Source organism: Streptomyces sp. NPDC093568 (assembly GCF_044764945.1).
GTDB lineage: Bacteria > Actinomycetota > Actinomycetes > Streptomycetales > Streptomycetaceae > Streptomyces.
The window spans coordinates 24,988-38,283 of sequence record NZ_JBIWJD010000010.1 but is presented as its reverse complement, the minus strand read 5'-3'; the positions used below and the strand labels follow the sequence as shown (position 1 = coordinate 38,283).

The 13,296-nt window shown below is 70.6% G+C and carries 12 protein-coding genes; 9 read left to right on the top strand and 3 right to left on the bottom strand.

The features are described from left to right. The first annotated feature begins 172 nt into the window (after nucleotides 1–172). Both ACIRD7_RS33360 and ACIRD7_RS33355 read left to right on the top strand, forming a co-directional pair. Nucleotides 173–1,321: a glutathione-independent formaldehyde dehydrogenase gene (locus tag ACIRD7_RS33360; protein ID WP_403459436.1), complete on the top strand. Its 1,149-nt coding sequence runs from the start codon at nucleotides 173–175 to the stop codon at nucleotides 1,319–1,321. 107 nt (nucleotides 1,322–1,428) lie between these two features. Then, entirely contained in the window at nucleotides 1,429–3,750 is a 2,322-nt protein-coding gene (locus ACIRD7_RS33355) for an FdhF/YdeP family oxidoreductase (RefSeq protein ID WP_403459434.1), read from the top strand. 28 nt (nucleotides 3,751–3,778) lie between these two features. On the opposite strand, the gene ACIRD7_RS33350 is transcribed toward ACIRD7_RS33355, so the two are convergent. Then, the gene (locus ACIRD7_RS33350) at nucleotides 3,779–4,714 is read right to left on the bottom strand and encodes a helix-turn-helix domain-containing protein (protein WP_403459431.1); all 936 of its coding nucleotides are present in this window, start codon (nucleotides 4,712–4,714) and stop codon (nucleotides 3,779–3,781) included. 316 nt (nucleotides 4,715–5,030) lie between these two features. On the opposite strand from ACIRD7_RS33350, the gene ACIRD7_RS33345 reads away from it, so the two are divergent. From ACIRD7_RS33345 to ACIRD7_RS33325, 5 genes are read left to right on the top strand one after another with little or no spacing between them, the layout of a single operon-like run. Then, complete coding sequence (locus ACIRD7_RS33345; RefSeq protein WP_403459430.1) at nucleotides 5,031–6,371, top strand: ATP-binding protein; 1,341 nt, start codon at nucleotides 5,031–5,033, stop codon at nucleotides 6,369–6,371. After that, on the top strand, nucleotides 6,368–6,781 hold the full coding sequence (locus ACIRD7_RS33340; RefSeq protein ID WP_403459428.1) for a roadblock/LC7 domain-containing protein: 414 nt from the start codon (nucleotides 6,368–6,370) through the stop codon (nucleotides 6,779–6,781). The genes ACIRD7_RS33345 and ACIRD7_RS33340 overlap by 4 nt, the downstream gene beginning before the upstream one ends. After that, nucleotides 6,778–7,137: a DUF742 domain-containing protein gene (locus ACIRD7_RS33335; RefSeq protein WP_403459426.1), complete on the top strand. Its 360-nt coding sequence runs from the start codon at nucleotides 6,778–6,780 to the stop codon at nucleotides 7,135–7,137. The genes ACIRD7_RS33340 and ACIRD7_RS33335 overlap by 4 nt, the downstream gene beginning before the upstream one ends. Then, a complete protein-coding gene (locus tag ACIRD7_RS33330) occupies nucleotides 7,115–7,753 on the top strand; it encodes a GTP-binding protein (RefSeq protein WP_403459425.1) in 639 nt (212 codons plus the stop codon). Before ACIRD7_RS33335 ends, ACIRD7_RS33330 begins: the two co-directional genes overlap by 23 nt. After that, entirely contained in the window at nucleotides 7,750–9,126 is a 1,377-nt protein-coding gene (locus ACIRD7_RS33325) for a cytochrome P450 (protein ID WP_403459424.1), read from the top strand. Before ACIRD7_RS33330 ends, ACIRD7_RS33325 begins: the two co-directional genes overlap by 4 nt. Here ACIRD7_RS33325 and ACIRD7_RS33320 read toward each other — a convergent pair whose 3' ends face one another. After that, entirely contained in the window at nucleotides 9,127–10,368 is a 1,242-nt protein-coding gene (locus tag ACIRD7_RS33320) for a cytochrome P450 (RefSeq protein ID WP_403459422.1), read from the bottom strand. A 181-nt stretch (nucleotides 10,369–10,549) separates the two neighbouring features. Here ACIRD7_RS33320 and ACIRD7_RS33315 point away from each other — a divergent pair, with 181 nt between their 5' ends. Both ACIRD7_RS33315 and ACIRD7_RS33310 read left to right on the top strand, forming a co-directional pair. Beyond that, the gene (locus ACIRD7_RS33315) at nucleotides 10,550–10,948 is read left to right on the top strand and encodes a hypothetical protein (RefSeq protein ID WP_403459711.1); all 399 of its coding nucleotides are present in this window, start codon (nucleotides 10,550–10,552) and stop codon (nucleotides 10,946–10,948) included. Nucleotides 10,949–11,096: 148 nt separating this feature from the next. Next, complete coding sequence (locus ACIRD7_RS33310; RefSeq protein WP_403459421.1) at nucleotides 11,097–12,419, top strand: cytochrome P450; 1,323 nt, start codon at nucleotides 11,097–11,099, stop codon at nucleotides 12,417–12,419. A gap of 53 nt (nucleotides 12,420–12,472) precedes the next feature. Here ACIRD7_RS33310 and ACIRD7_RS33305 read toward each other — a convergent pair whose 3' ends face one another. After that, nucleotides 12,473–13,294 (bottom strand): hypothetical protein, encoded by an 822-nt coding sequence (locus ACIRD7_RS33305; RefSeq protein WP_403459420.1) that lies wholly within the window; start codon nucleotides 13,292–13,294, stop codon nucleotides 12,473–12,475. Nucleotides 13,295–13,296: the final 2 nt, after the last annotated feature.

Below are 13,296 nucleotides of genomic sequence, written 5' to 3'. Positions count from 1 at the left end.
GTTGCAGCGCGTGCGTCACGGGCGTTCCCTGGAAGTATCCAAAGGGGGAGCAAAGGCGCCTGGGGCTACGACACGGACCGAGGGCTCCGCCTCGTTACCTGTTCTCCCGGCCAGGGCCTCGATCAGGGCGGCCCGTCGTCGTCACCCGGCGCTCGACGCAGAGGTGATCCAGATGAAAGCCGTTGTCTACGAGAAGCCCTTCAGCGTCGCCGTCAGGGATGTCGACGATCCGCAGATCCAGCACCCGAACGACGTGCTGGTACGGGTCACGTCCACCGCGATCTGCGGATCCGACCTGCACATGTACGAGGGCCGCACGGCAGCCGAGTCGGGCATCGTCTTCGGACACGAGAACCTCGGCATCGTCGAGGAAACCGGAGCGGGTGTGACCTCGCTGTCCAAGGGTGACCGCGTCGTCATGCCGTTCAACGTCGCCTGCGGATTCTGCAAGAACTGCCTTGCCGGGAAGACCGGCTTCTGCCTGACGGTGAATCCGGGCTTCGCCGGTGGCGCCTATGGCTACGTGGCCATGGGCCCCTACACGGGCGGGCAGGCAGAGCTGCTACGGGTGCCCTTCGCCGATTTCAACTGCCTGAAGCTGCCGACGAACAACTTCGAGACCGATTTCGTGTTGCTCGCCGACATCTTCCCGACCGGCTATCACGGATGCGAGCTCGCCCAGGTGTCTCCCGGCGAGAGCGTGGCCGTCTTCGGTGCCGGTCCGGTCGGGCTGATGGCCGCGTACTCCGCGCTGTTGCGCGGTGCGTCGAAGGTGTTCTCCGTGGACCGGGTGCCCGAGCGGCTCGCCAAGGCCGAGGAGATCGGAGCCATACCGATCGACTTCACCAAGGGCGACCCGGCCGCGCAGATCAAGGAACAGACCGGCGGGGAGGGAACCGACAAGGGCGTCGACGCCGTCGGCTACCAGGCCCAGGCGCACGACGCGAGCCACGAGGAACCCGCCGTCGTCCTCAACACACTCGTCGAGACGGTACGGCCGACAGGCATGCTGGGCGTACCGGGTCTGTACGTGCCGTCCGACCCGGGCGGACCCGACGAGAACGCCAAGCACGGTCAGCTGTTGGTCTCCATCGGCAGGATGTTCGAGAAGGGCCAGCGGATGGGCACCGGGCAGTGCAACGTCAAGCAGTACAACCGCCAGCTGCGTGACCTCATCATCGCGGGGCGCGCCAAGCCCAGCTTCGTGGTCTCCCACGAACTGCCGCTGGAGGAGGCGCCGAACGCGTACAAGAAGTTCGACCAGCGGATCGAGGGCTACACCAAGGTCGTCCTGCATCCAGGCCACGCACTCGCGGCGTAAGAGGCCGGACGGGACGCCACACCGTACGTCCAGGACGGCGGGTCGGCTGCTGGAAGCCAAGCCCAGCAGCCGACCCGCCGTGAGCGGCCTTGGCAGAAGAGGCAGTCATGGCTGAGCAACCGATCGACCCGACGGGCACGCACGCGTCGCCGGGCGGCTCTGCGCCCGCATCGGAACCGACAGCGTCCGGCCCAAAGAAGTCCAGCGTCGGAATCCACGGCATCACCGAATCCGCACGGTATTCCATGGCCGAAATGGGGCCGAAGCGGAGTCTGCAGACGCTCTCGGCGATGAACCAGGTCGACGGGTTCGACTGTCCGAGCTGCGCATGGGGCGACCCCGACCCCGACCACCGGAAGAGTGCGGAGTTCTGCGAGAACGGCGCGAAGGCCGTCGCGTGGGAGGCCACGCGCAAACGCGTCGACGCGGCGTTCTTCGCCCGGTACTCCGTCGCCGCCCTGCGGGAGCGGGACGGTCACTGGCTGGAGTCGCAGGGCCGGCTGGCCCGGCCGATGCATCTCGCCCCCGGCGCGAGGCACTACGAGCCCATCTCGTGGGAGGACGCGCTCGCGCTCACCGCCGACCGTCTGCGCGGCCTCGCCGATCCGAACCGTGCCGTCTTCTACACCAGCGGCCGTACGAGCAACGAGGCGGCCTTCCTCTACCAGCTGCTGGCACGCAGACTCGGCACGAACAACCTGCCGGACTGCTCGAACATGTGCCACGAGTCGAGTGGCGCGGCCCTGACCGAGACCATCGGTGTCGGAAAGGGCCTCATCACCTACCCCGACATCACCGATCACGCGGACTTGATCATCGTCGTGGGCCAGAACCCCGGCACCTGCCACCCCCGTATGCTCACCGCGCTCGAACAGGCCAAGCGGCGCGGCGCCCGTATCATCGCCGTCAACCCGCTCCCCGAGGCCGGCTTCCGCCGCTTCCGCAACCCACAGACCGCACGCGGCCTGATCGGTCCGGGTACGCAGCTCACCGACCGCTGGGTCCCGGTCCGCGTCAACGGGGATCTGGCCCTGTTCGCGGGCCTGAACCGTGCGCTGATCGACCGGGAGGACGCCCGGCCGGGCTCCGTCCTGGACCACGACTTCATCGACCGGTACTGCGACGGCTACGAGGCGGCGGCAGCGGCATGGCGTGCCCTGGACCGGTCGCGGATCGAGACGACGGCCGGTCTGTCCCGCCGCTTGATCGAGGACGTCGCGGCCGACGTGCTCGCCGCAGACAGCGTCGTCGTCTGCTGGGCGATGGGGCTCACCCAGCACCGCAATGCGGTGGCCACCATCCGGGAGATCGTCAACTTCCTTCTGCTGCGCGGAAACATCGGACGCCCCGGTGCCGGGCCCGCCCCGATCCGCGGGCACAGCAACGTCCAGGGCGACCGCACCATGGGCATCTGGGAGAAGATGCCGGACACCTTCCTGGACAGGCTCCGCGACGAGTTCGGCTTCGAACCGCCCCGTGCCCACGGTCTGGACACCGTCGACTCGATCAAGGCCATGCGCGACGGCAAGGTCGACGTGTTCCTCGGCCTCGGCGGCAACTTCGCCGCGGCCACGCCCGACACGGAGGTCACCGAGGCCGCACTGGCCAACTGCGCCCTCACCGTCCATGTCGCGACCAAGCTGAACCGGACCCATCTGTGCCACGGCACCGAGGCAGTGGTCCTGCCCTGTCTCGGCCGCACCGAACGCGATCTGCAGGCTTCCGGCGAGCAGTTCGTCACCGTCGAGGACACGATGGCCATGGTGCACGCGTCCCGCGGACGGCTCCTTCCCGGATCACCGCACCTGCGCAGCGAGGTCGCGATCATCGCCGACCTCGCGCACGCGCTCTTCGGCGCCGACCTCGGCTGGCGCGAGATGCGTGACGACTACGCCGTGATCCGCCGCCACATCGAGCACGTCGTCCCCGGATTCCACGCCTTCGAGCAGCGCCTCCGGCAGCCCGGCGGCTTCATGCTTCCCCGGGCACCTCGCGACTCCCGCACCTTCCCCACACCGGCCGGGAAGGCACGCTTCACCGTCAACCCACCGACCGCGACCGACGTCCCGCCGGGACACCTGCTGCTGACGACGGTACGGTCGCACGACCAGTTCAACACCACCGTCTACGGCCTCGACGACCGCTACCGCGGCATCAAGGGCGGACGGCGGGTCGTCCTGCTCAACCGGGACGACCTCCGCGACCTCCACCTGCGCGAAGGCGATCTGGTGGATCTGGTCAGCGTCAACCCTGATGGCGAACGCCGCGCCCCCGGCTTCCGCGCCGTCCGCTATCCGACACCACGGGGCTGCGCCGCCGCCTACTACCCGGAGGCGAACGTCCTGGCCGCACTGGACTCCACGGCCGAGACCAGCAACACTCCCACGACCAAATCCATCGTGATCCGCATCGAACCCGCCAACGGCTGAGCCGGACGCCGTGCGACGGATCAGCAGATCAGCGGGCCTTGGAACGCATCTCCCGGGGGCTCACCCCGAAGCGCCGGCGGAAGGCCGTGCTCATCGCGCTCGCCGAGGAGAAGCCCGAGGCGTACGTCAGGTCCGTGATCGTCATGTGCGCGCAGTCGGCGCGCAGGAGTCGCTCGCGGACCAGCCGCAGGCGCTCCTCGCGGATCAGGTCGCGAGGCGTGGTGCCCACCTGTTGGAGCGCGAGCTGGATCTGGCGGAGGGACCAGCCGAGGGCACGGGCCATGGAGGCGCCGGACAGGCCGGGGTCGGCCGCGTGCTCGCGCACATGGCGGCGGACCACCGCCTCCACCTCGGTCAGCTGCCCCAGGACGTCGGGACGGTCGTCCCCGCAGGCGAGCATGCACAGCAGCTCGACGACGCGGTCGCAGACGGCGTCGAACTGCGGGGTGGTGAGATGGCCACGCTCGTCGTTCAGGCCGCGCACCATGGAGTGCACCACACGGCCCAGCCCCTTGGTCAGATCGAGCCCGGTGGCCAGCGGTGCCTTCCGGTTCAGCGGGCCGTCGATCTCCTGGGCCGGGATCGACATGATGACACCGCGCAGGGACGCGCCGTGCAGGATCTCAAAGGGCGCACCGAGTGTGATCAGGCTGCCCGTGCCCGGCGTCAGCCGCACCTCCTGGTCGTCCTGCCGCAGCAGCAGTTCGCCCGCGAGCGGGAAGAGGAGCCGGTAGTCGGGGTCGGGCATCTGACGGATCAGGCCCGGCGTGCGGGCGTACTCGATCTGGTCGCTGTACCAGGTGACGACCTGGTAGCTGTCGCTGCCCTGCCGGATCATCTCGCCGCGGAAGCCCTCGGCGCGGGCGTACTTGTAGTCCATCCTGGTCTGGTACGCCGCGACGCGCTCACTCCACAGATCGGTCTGCTCGCGGGCCCCGACCTCGGCGGTTCTCGTCGTCTCCACGACGTAGCTTCCCGTGGGCAACGCATCCCCTTTGCTGCGACGTCTCCCGACGGCCTCGGGAGCAGCCCCGAACGCCCCTGTGTTCGAGGACTGTTGTTCGGCGCAGCCTAGGGACCAGCAATCGGTTTCCGGAACTCGAATCGGCCTCATCGGCCTCATCGACCCACGCCCGTGCCGAGCAGGTCGCGATCTGCGGGTCTCACGAACGGGCGTGCGTCCCGCGGCAACTTCCTTGCGCGCACGGACAAGTCCGGAAGCGGACGCGCCACTACCGTCGTGCGCTGCCCGTCGACCCGCCACCCGCTGTGAGGACTTGATGACGGAACAGATACCGGAGGCGGTGTTCTGGTGCCTGGCCTTGGGCCTGTTCGCCGTCGCCGTGCTGCTGGTGCGCGAACGCGGCATCACCGCACGGCAGCGCAGACGGAACGCCGAACTGGGGGAGGGCCTTCGGGCACGGGACGAGGAACTGCGGCACCTCGTCTCGGCCAGGCTGCCGGCCCTGGAAGACGCGACCCACCAGCAGGTCCCGGACGTCGGTCTGCTCGATCCCCGGCTCGCCGACACGGAGTTCGCGAAGTGTCTCGACGGCGTCGTGGAGCGATTCGCCGGTGCCGTCGAACACGCCCGGTCGACCGCCGACCAGTCGGCCAAGGCCGCCTTGAAGGCGTCCATGCGCTCCCTCCAGGCCTTGGCCAACGAACAACAGGTGTCCATCTCCGAGATGCAGGAGAGGCACGACAACCCCGGCGTGCTGAGCGACCTGCTCGAAATCGACCACGCCAACGCCCAGTTCGGCCGCCGTGCCCAGGTCATCGCCGTGCTGTGCGGCTCGTGGCCGGGCCGCCAGCGTGCCACCTCCGCGCTCGTGGAGGTCGTACGCGGCGCAACCTCCCGTATCCGCGACTACCGGCGCATCCGTATCAACGGCGAGGTCGACATCGCCGTGCGGAGCCGGGCCGTGGAACCGGTGGTACTGGCGGTTGCCGAACTGCTCGACAACGCGGCGCGTCACTCGCAGCCGGGCACGACCGTCGAGGTCACCGTCCAGACGGTGCACAACGGCGCCTGCGTGGTGATCGACGACGCCGGGGTCGGCATGGACGGCCAGGCGGCCGAGCACGCCGCCGAACTGCTCGCCCGCACTGACGACGTGGACATCGTCCGGCTCGGCGACCCGCCCCGCTTCGGCTTCGCCGTCATCGGGGCGCTCACCGAGCGCTACGGGTTCAACGTCTCCGTGGACACACTCTCCCCGTACGGCGGTGTCCGCGCGGTCGTGTTCCTGCCGGCCGCCCTGCTCACGCACCTGGACCCCGCCGACCAGGTGCCCGTGCCGGCCGCGGAACCGCCCGCGCCCGCGCAGGCCCATGCCCCTGCGCATACGCACTCGACCGACACAGCCCCCACCGCCGATCCGGCCGCCGCTCCCGACCCCGACCCCGACCCCGCGGAGGCAACGACGCCGGGCGGTCTGCCCAAGCGACGTCGCCGCACCCCACGGCAACCGGCCCCGCAGCCCGTGGCGGCCGAAGAGGTCGGCGGCCGCTCGGCCGAGGAGAACGCCCGGCGCATGGGCGCCTTCGCACGCGGCACCCGCTCCGGCAGGGACGCCCGGCACACACTCCACGACGACGAAGGGAACAGCCACGAATGACCGGGCCCACCAACAACACGTTGGGCTGGATGCTGGACGAGGTGCTGAAGGTGCCGCAGGCGCGTCACGCGATCCTGCTCTCCGCCGACGGCATGCTCCGCGCCTTCTCCAAGGACATCGACCGCGACGACGCCGAACGGCTGGCCGCGGGACTGTCCGGCGTCCAGTCGATCAGCCGCAGCACGGCCGAGTTCTGCGGCTCCGCGAACACCCCCTGGCGGCAGACCATGATCGAGTTCGCACACGGCTACGTCTTCCTGGTCGCCGCCGGAGAGGGCGCCTACCTCGCTGTCTCCACCGGTGATGACGTCGACATGGAGGCGGTCACCTACCGCATGCACAAACTCGTCGACCGGCTCGGCAAGGAGCTGACCAGCCCCGCCCGGCAGGACACCGGCAGTCCGGCATGACACCCCGGCGCCGCCCCGCAGACAGGCTGGTGCGGTCGTACGTCGTCACGGACGGCCGCGCCCACCCGACCCGCAACACCCTGGACCTGGTCACGCTGCTGATCGCCGCCGACGATCTGCCGCTGACCGGACTCAACCCGGAAAAGCGCAGGCTCATGGAGCTGTGCCGGCCCGGTGCCCTGTCGGTCGCCGAGGTGGCCGGCCACCTGTCGCTGCCGGTCGGCGTGGCCAAAGTGCTGATCGCCGATCTCATGGACAGCGGCCACATCGTCACCCGCGCACCGATCCCCGCCGCCCGGCCGACCGACGCCACAATCCTCCAGGAGGTGCTCGATGGACTCCGCGCCCGCCTCTGACGACGTCTATCTGCGGCCCAGCGTGCAGACGGCGGTCAAGCTGCTGATCGTGGGCCACTTCGCGGTCGGCAAGACCACGTTCGTCGGCACGCTCTCCGAGATCCGGCCCCTGTGCACCGAGGAGGTCATGACCGAGGCCGGCGCCCTCGTCGACGACCTGGCCGGCATGCGGGACAAGACGACCACCACGGTCGCCCTCGACTTCGGTCGGCTCACCCTCAACGACCGCCTGGTGCTCTACCTCTTCGGCACCCCGGGCCAGCAGCGCTTCACCCGGCTGTGGCAGGACATGACCCAGGGCGCGCTCGGCGCGCTCGTCCTCGCCGACGCCCGCCGCCTCAGCCAGTCGTTCGAGGTCATGGGCGTACTGGAGGAGCACGGACTGCCGTACGCGGTCGCCCTGAACCAGTTCCACGACGCCCCCGCGTACGAGCTCGACGAGGTGCGCGAGGCCCTCGACCTGTTGCCCGAAACCCCCCTCGTCCGCTGCGACGCCCGCGACCGGGTCTCGGCCACGCGGGCCCTCATCCGTCTCGTCGAGTACCTCCTCACCCTCCCCCACTCTCGGCTTCGCCCGAGCGGGGGGACCCCCATCGGCCCCATGGAGCATGCGTGACCTCCGTACCGCACGTACCGCCTTCCCCGCCGCCGGGCTGCCCCGCCCACTCTGCGCGCGAGTCCCTGCACGGACCCGAGTTCGCCGCCGACCCGGCGGCCGTCTACCGGCGGCTGCGCGACGTCGGCCCGATCGCGCCGGTCGAGCTGGCGCCCGGCGTGCGGGCCTCGCTCGTCGTCGGATACGACGCCGCCCTGCACGTGCTGCGCAGCACCGAGACGTTCTCCAAGGACGCCCGCCGCTGGAAGGACCTCGCGGACGGCACCGTGGCCCCGGACAGCCCGGTCGTGCCGATGATGATGTACCGGCCGAACGCGCTGTGGGCCGACGGCGCGGAACACCGCAGGCTGCGTGGCGCGATCACCGACAGCGTGGCCCGGGTGGCCCCTGCCACCCTGCGGCGCTACGTCGAGGCGAGCGCGGACACGCTCATCGACCGCATCGCCCCGGCCGGGCAGGCCGATCTGCTCGGCGAGTACGCCCAGGTGCTTCCGCTGCTGGTGTTCAACCGCCTGTTCGGCTGCCCGGCCGACTACGGGGAGCGGCTGGTGCAGGGGATGTCCGGGATCTTCGACGGAGTGGACGCCGAGAAGGCGAACGAACTGCTCGCGACGACGCTGCTGGACCTCGTCACACTGAAGCGCCGACGTCCTGGGCCGGATGTGACGTCCTGGCTCATGGCCCACCCCGCCCAGCTCTCGGACGAGGAAATGGTGCACACCCTCGTGCTGCTCATGGGCGCGGGCACCGAACCCCAGCAGAACCTGATCGCCAACGCCCTGCGGCTGTTGCTGTCCGACGACCGGTTCGCGGGCAGCCTCTCGGGCGGCAGCCTGCCGGTGGACGACGCCCTCGACGAGGTGCTGTGGACCGACCCGCCCATGGCCAACTACGCCGTTCACTACCCGATCCATGACGTCGTCCACGAAGGGGTGCTGCTGCGGGCGGGGCATCCGCTCGTGGTCAGTCTCGCCGCGGCGAACACCGACCCGTCCCTGACGGCGGATCAGCGTGCGGGCAACCGCGCCCACCTGGCGTGGAGCGCGGGCCCGCACAACTGCCCGGCGCAGGGTCCGGCCCGGCTGATCGCGGCGGTCGCGGTGGAGAAGCTGCTCGACCGGCTTCCGGACGTCGAACTCGCCGTACCCGTGGAGGAACTGGCCTGGCGGCCGGGTCCCTTCCACCGTGCGCTGGCCGCGCTGCCGGTGACCTTCCCGCCGGCTGCCGTCACCCCGTCCACCCCCTCCACCGTCGGCGACGAGTCGCCCGTGCGGCGCAGCGCGCCGACACCCGGGCCGACCGCGGGGCCCGAGGCCGATCGCGTGCGGCGAGGATGGGGCGCCCGGCTGCTGGCGTGGTGGCGTGGCGAGTGATCAGGACAGGCGTACCGGAAGGGACTGGTGGCCGTTGGAGATGAAGGAGTCGACCGGTTCCAACTCCTGCTGAGAAGCGGCGAGTCGGAGTCCGGGGAAGCGGTCGAAGAGCGCTTGGAGCGCGATGCGGGCCTCCAGTCGCCCCAGCGGGGCGCCCAGGCAGAAGTGCACGCCGTGGCCGAAGGCGAGGTGCTCCTTGTCGGCGCGGGCGACGTCGAAGCGGTCGGCGTCCTCGCCGTACTTCCCGGGGTGCCGTCCGGCGGCCGCGTAGGCGGAGAGGATGGCCTCACCCTTGCCGATCACCACCCCGTCCGGCCCGCCGAACTCGCTCATCACGAGGTCCTCGACGGCGTACCGCAGCGGCAGGCTGGCGACGGGCGCCTCCACGCGCAGCGCCTCCTCGACGACGTCCTCCCAGGAGACGCGGCCGGAGCGGACGTGGGCGAGCTGGTCCGGATGGGTCAGCAGGAGGTGAATGGCGTTGTCGATCAGGTTGACCGTGGTCTCGTGGCCGGCGCTGACCATGAGTACCAGGGTGTCGAGCAGTTCCTGCTCGCTCAGCCCGGTGTCGCCGTCGTCGCGGGCCGCGATGAGCGCCGAGGTCAGGTCGTCGCCCGGCGACCGCCGCTTGAGAGCGACGAGTTCGCCCATCGCCGCGTAGAACCGCGTATAGATGTCGGTGACTTCCTCCGGGGTGGCGGAGGTGTGGAAGACGCCGTCCACGACGGCCCGTAGCTCCGCACCCTGTTCCTCGGGCAGGCCGAAGAGTTCGCTGATCACCTGGATCGGCAGCGGATAGCAGAACTCCTCGCGCAGATCGACGACTTGGCCGTCCCGTCCGGCCGCCTCGACCCGCTCCAGCAGGGCGGTGGTGATCTCCTCGATGCGGGGTCGGAGCGCCATGCTGCGGCGTGCGGTGAACGCCTTGGAGACCAGGGCGCGCAGCCGCTTGTGCTCGCTTCCGTAGGCGGTGAACATGTTCTGCACCGCGACCCAGGTGAACAGCGGCCATTCCGGGGAGATCTCGCCGTTGATCCATCGGGGCCAGTGTTGGCGCGGGTCCTTGGAGACACGTGGGTCGGTCAGCAGGCGCTTGAGGAGATCGGGACTGCTGACGGCCCAGGCCCGCACACCGTCGGGCAGTTCGACGAGGGTCACCGGTCCGTGCTCGCGTATCCGGGCGGCCTCGCCGTGGATGTCGCGGCCGGTGGGGTCGATCACTAAGGGGCGGGGGTGTCCCACGGAAGCCTCCTGGCGCTCGCGCATCAGTACGGCCTGTAAAGCTACTTGAACGTAGCGTGTGCACGTGAGAGCCGTGCCCGAACGCTGCGCGCGGGGGCAACTTCCCTGCGCGCGGACGCAAGTCGGCGGTTCGTCGCCGCCTTACGGTGCGGGGTGTCGGATCGGAGAGCCGGTGAGTGCGATGACTGTCGACGAGGCTCCGTGGTGGATGCACCCGGGCAGTGTCGAGGTGCGGATCGTGGCCGCGGGTGGCTGGTGGGACGCCGTACGCGTACCGCTCGACCTCGGGACCGACACACTGCGCGACCTCGGGGACGGGACGGGAGCCGTGATCGGGGACGGCTTCGGCGGACGCCTGTACTGGCTGATTCCTCCTGGCTCCGCCGCCGACTGGGAGCTGCCGCAGGTGCGAGTCCTGGGCCGGGGCTGCCACGTGGCGATCCCCCCGCTGCACCGCGTCACGCGCCCCGGTCTGTACTGGCGGGTCTCCCCGTCGCGCGACCACGAGTGGACGAACACACCCCGCCTGCACTCCGCCCTCCGCACGGCCCTCCTCCAGGGGAAGCCGCCCACCATCTGACACCCGCCCCGGCCGAACCTGAGCCCGGCCGGGGCGGGATCCGCGGGGTGCGATGCGGGCGCAGTCTGCGAGTCCAAGCCGGGGATCAGCAAGTGATGCCGCGCACATACTGCCTGGTGGCGTGCCTGGTGCGTGTTAACTTCCGGCCGTGACTTCCCCGGCTCTGGATTCCCTCGCACCTGGTACCGGAGCAGCCGGGTGGGGCCCGGCGGCCGGCCCCGAACCCACCGACACCCGTGATCCGCTGGGTCTGCTCGACCTGTTCGGTGACCCTTTCGTCCGCGACCCCTACCCCTGGCTGGACCTCCTGCGGTCCGAGTCTCCCGTCCACCACGACCCCGCCACCGGGCTGTGGCTGGTCAGCCGCCACCAGGACGTACGCCGGGTCCTGCTCGACCCGGAGCGGTTCCACCCGGACAACGCCCAGCACGCTGTCACCCCGCTGCCCATCGCCGTGCTCAGGGTCCTGGCCCGCGTCGGCTTCACGCTCCCGCCCGCCCTGGCGAACAACGGCGCCCCGAGCCACTCCGGACTGCGCCGCGTGGTCACACGGTTCTTCAACGCACAGCGTGTCGCGGCGGCCGTGCCGGTGATCGAGCGCATCGCCGACGAACTGCTCGACGGGGTACGGTCCCAACTCGACGCCACTGACGGCTGCGACCTGTTCACCTCATTCGCGCAGGTCCTTCCGTGCCGGGTGCTGATGGAGGTTCTCGGCATCCAGGGCGTCGAACCGGCCACTCTGATCCGCTGGAGTGACGCCTCGCTGGAGCTGTTCTGGGGCAGGCCTCCACTCGAACGGCAACTGGAACTGGCAGAGCTCGTAGCCGAATTCCATCAGTGGCTCACCGCGACCGTGCGCAGCGCCGCGGTCCCTGCCGACTCGTTCATCGGGGCACTCGCCCGCCACCGCCTCCCCGACGGCAGGCCACTGGACGCCGAGACCGCGGTCGCCGCGTGCTTCTTCGTCTTCATCGCCGGCCAGTCCACCACCGGACAACTCATCGCCACCGTGCTGCGCCGGGCACTCGAGGAGCCCGGCAGGTGGCCGAGCGTGGCCGGGGCGGCGGGCCCGGCCGAGGCCTGGGTGGAAGAGGTTCTGCGACGTGAGCCGCCGGTGACCACCTGGCGCCGGGTGACCCCGCAGGCCACCCGACTGGGCGGAGTCGCACTGCCGGCCGGTGCGCAGTTGCTGCTGATGCTCATGGGCAGCGGATCCGACCCGGAGGTCTTCCCGAAGCCGGAACAGATGTGCCCGAACCGGGCGAACATCCGCCACCACCTGGCCTTCGGCGCCGGTCGCCACCGCTGCCCGGGTGCGTCCCTGGCGCGCACGGAGGCGGCGGTGGCCCTGCGGGCAGCGGCACGCAGACTTCCGGACATCCGGCCGGCCGCCGGGACGGGGGAGCCACCCATGCTCGGCCTGCTGTCGTTCAGGGCGCCGTCGAAGGTGGCAGTGGAACGGGCGTAGGCGGCACGGCGGCGACGACCATTCGGTGTTCCTCGGCCCGGGACAGGGCCCGGTCAGCCGAGCTTGAGGAGGCCGGCTTCGAGGACGGCCCGGCCGAAGGGGCCGGCGAGTTCGGCGAGGCGTTCGCAGTCGGCGTCACCCAGGGCGGCGTAGGCGGGAAGGGCCAGGCGGTCGGTGCGGTCCTCGATGTGCCGACGTAGGTGTACGCCTTCCGGGCTGAGGGAGTCGCCGTCGAGGAGGCCTCGCTTGCTCATCCGTTCCCGCGTGTCGGCCCACTCCTCCTCGGGCCACGCGCGGCTGGCCTTGAGGAAGTCGACGGGAACGTCACCGGTGGCGGCGTGCAGAACCAGGGCTTCCAGGGGCCCGATGCCCTCGCTCAGCAGGCAGGCCACATGGCCGTCCCCACGGAACTCCCGGAGCAGCGTCTGGGCATGCCACAGCTGCAGTACCGGATCCTCCGGCCAGGGCAGTGCGGCGTGCGCGGCGAACAGCGGGCGGCCCTGCGCGTGTTCGCGGGCCGCCTCGGCGGCCCGGCGGGTCAGTGCCAGGACCTCGTCGAGGGCGGGCAGTTCGTGGATTCCCGCGCGCCGCAGGGCTTCGCCCGCCGCGGCGTACCGCGCGTCCAGCACCTGCTGCGGCGTCGTCGCGTCCCAGGCCCCGTCGAGCGCCTGCCGTACGAGCGAGGGGTTGAAGTTGTAGAAGGTCGCGATGACCAGCTCGGCGGATGCCCGGCCGAACGCGGCGCTGCGGGAGGTGAAGTAGCCGGCGCGTCCGCTCAGTCCGAGGTCCGCGTACCGTCGCCTGGCTTCGGGGACGAAGTAGATCATGCCGTGCACGGGTTCGAGCCCGCGCCAGGCCGCACGCGCTGTCTTCACGG

Bases quoted from the DNA above. Each gene is read 5' to 3' on its own strand.
- ACIRD7_RS33360 (WP_403459436.1), top strand. From the start codon at position 173: ATGAAAGCCGTTGTCTACGAGAAGCCCTTCAGCGTCGCCGTCAGGGAT.
- ACIRD7_RS33335 (WP_403459426.1), top strand. From the start codon at position 6,778: ATGACACCCCGGCGCCGCCCCGCAGACAGGCTGGTGCGGTCGTACGTC.
- ACIRD7_RS33345 (WP_403459430.1), top strand. From the start codon at position 5,031: ATGACGGAACAGATACCGGAGGCGGTGTTCTGGTGCCTGGCCTTGGGC.
- ACIRD7_RS33330 (WP_403459425.1), top strand. From the start codon at position 7,115: ATGGACTCCGCGCCCGCCTCTGACGACGTCTATCTGCGGCCCAGCGTG.
- ACIRD7_RS33315 (WP_403459711.1), top strand. From the start codon at position 10,550: ATGACTGTCGACGAGGCTCCGTGGTGGATGCACCCGGGCAGTGTCGAG.
- ACIRD7_RS33355 (WP_403459434.1), top strand. From the start codon at position 1,429: ATGGCTGAGCAACCGATCGACCCGACGGGCACGCACGCGTCGCCGGGC.
- ACIRD7_RS33340 (WP_403459428.1), top strand. From the start codon at position 6,368: ATGACCGGGCCCACCAACAACACGTTGGGCTGGATGCTGGACGAGGTG.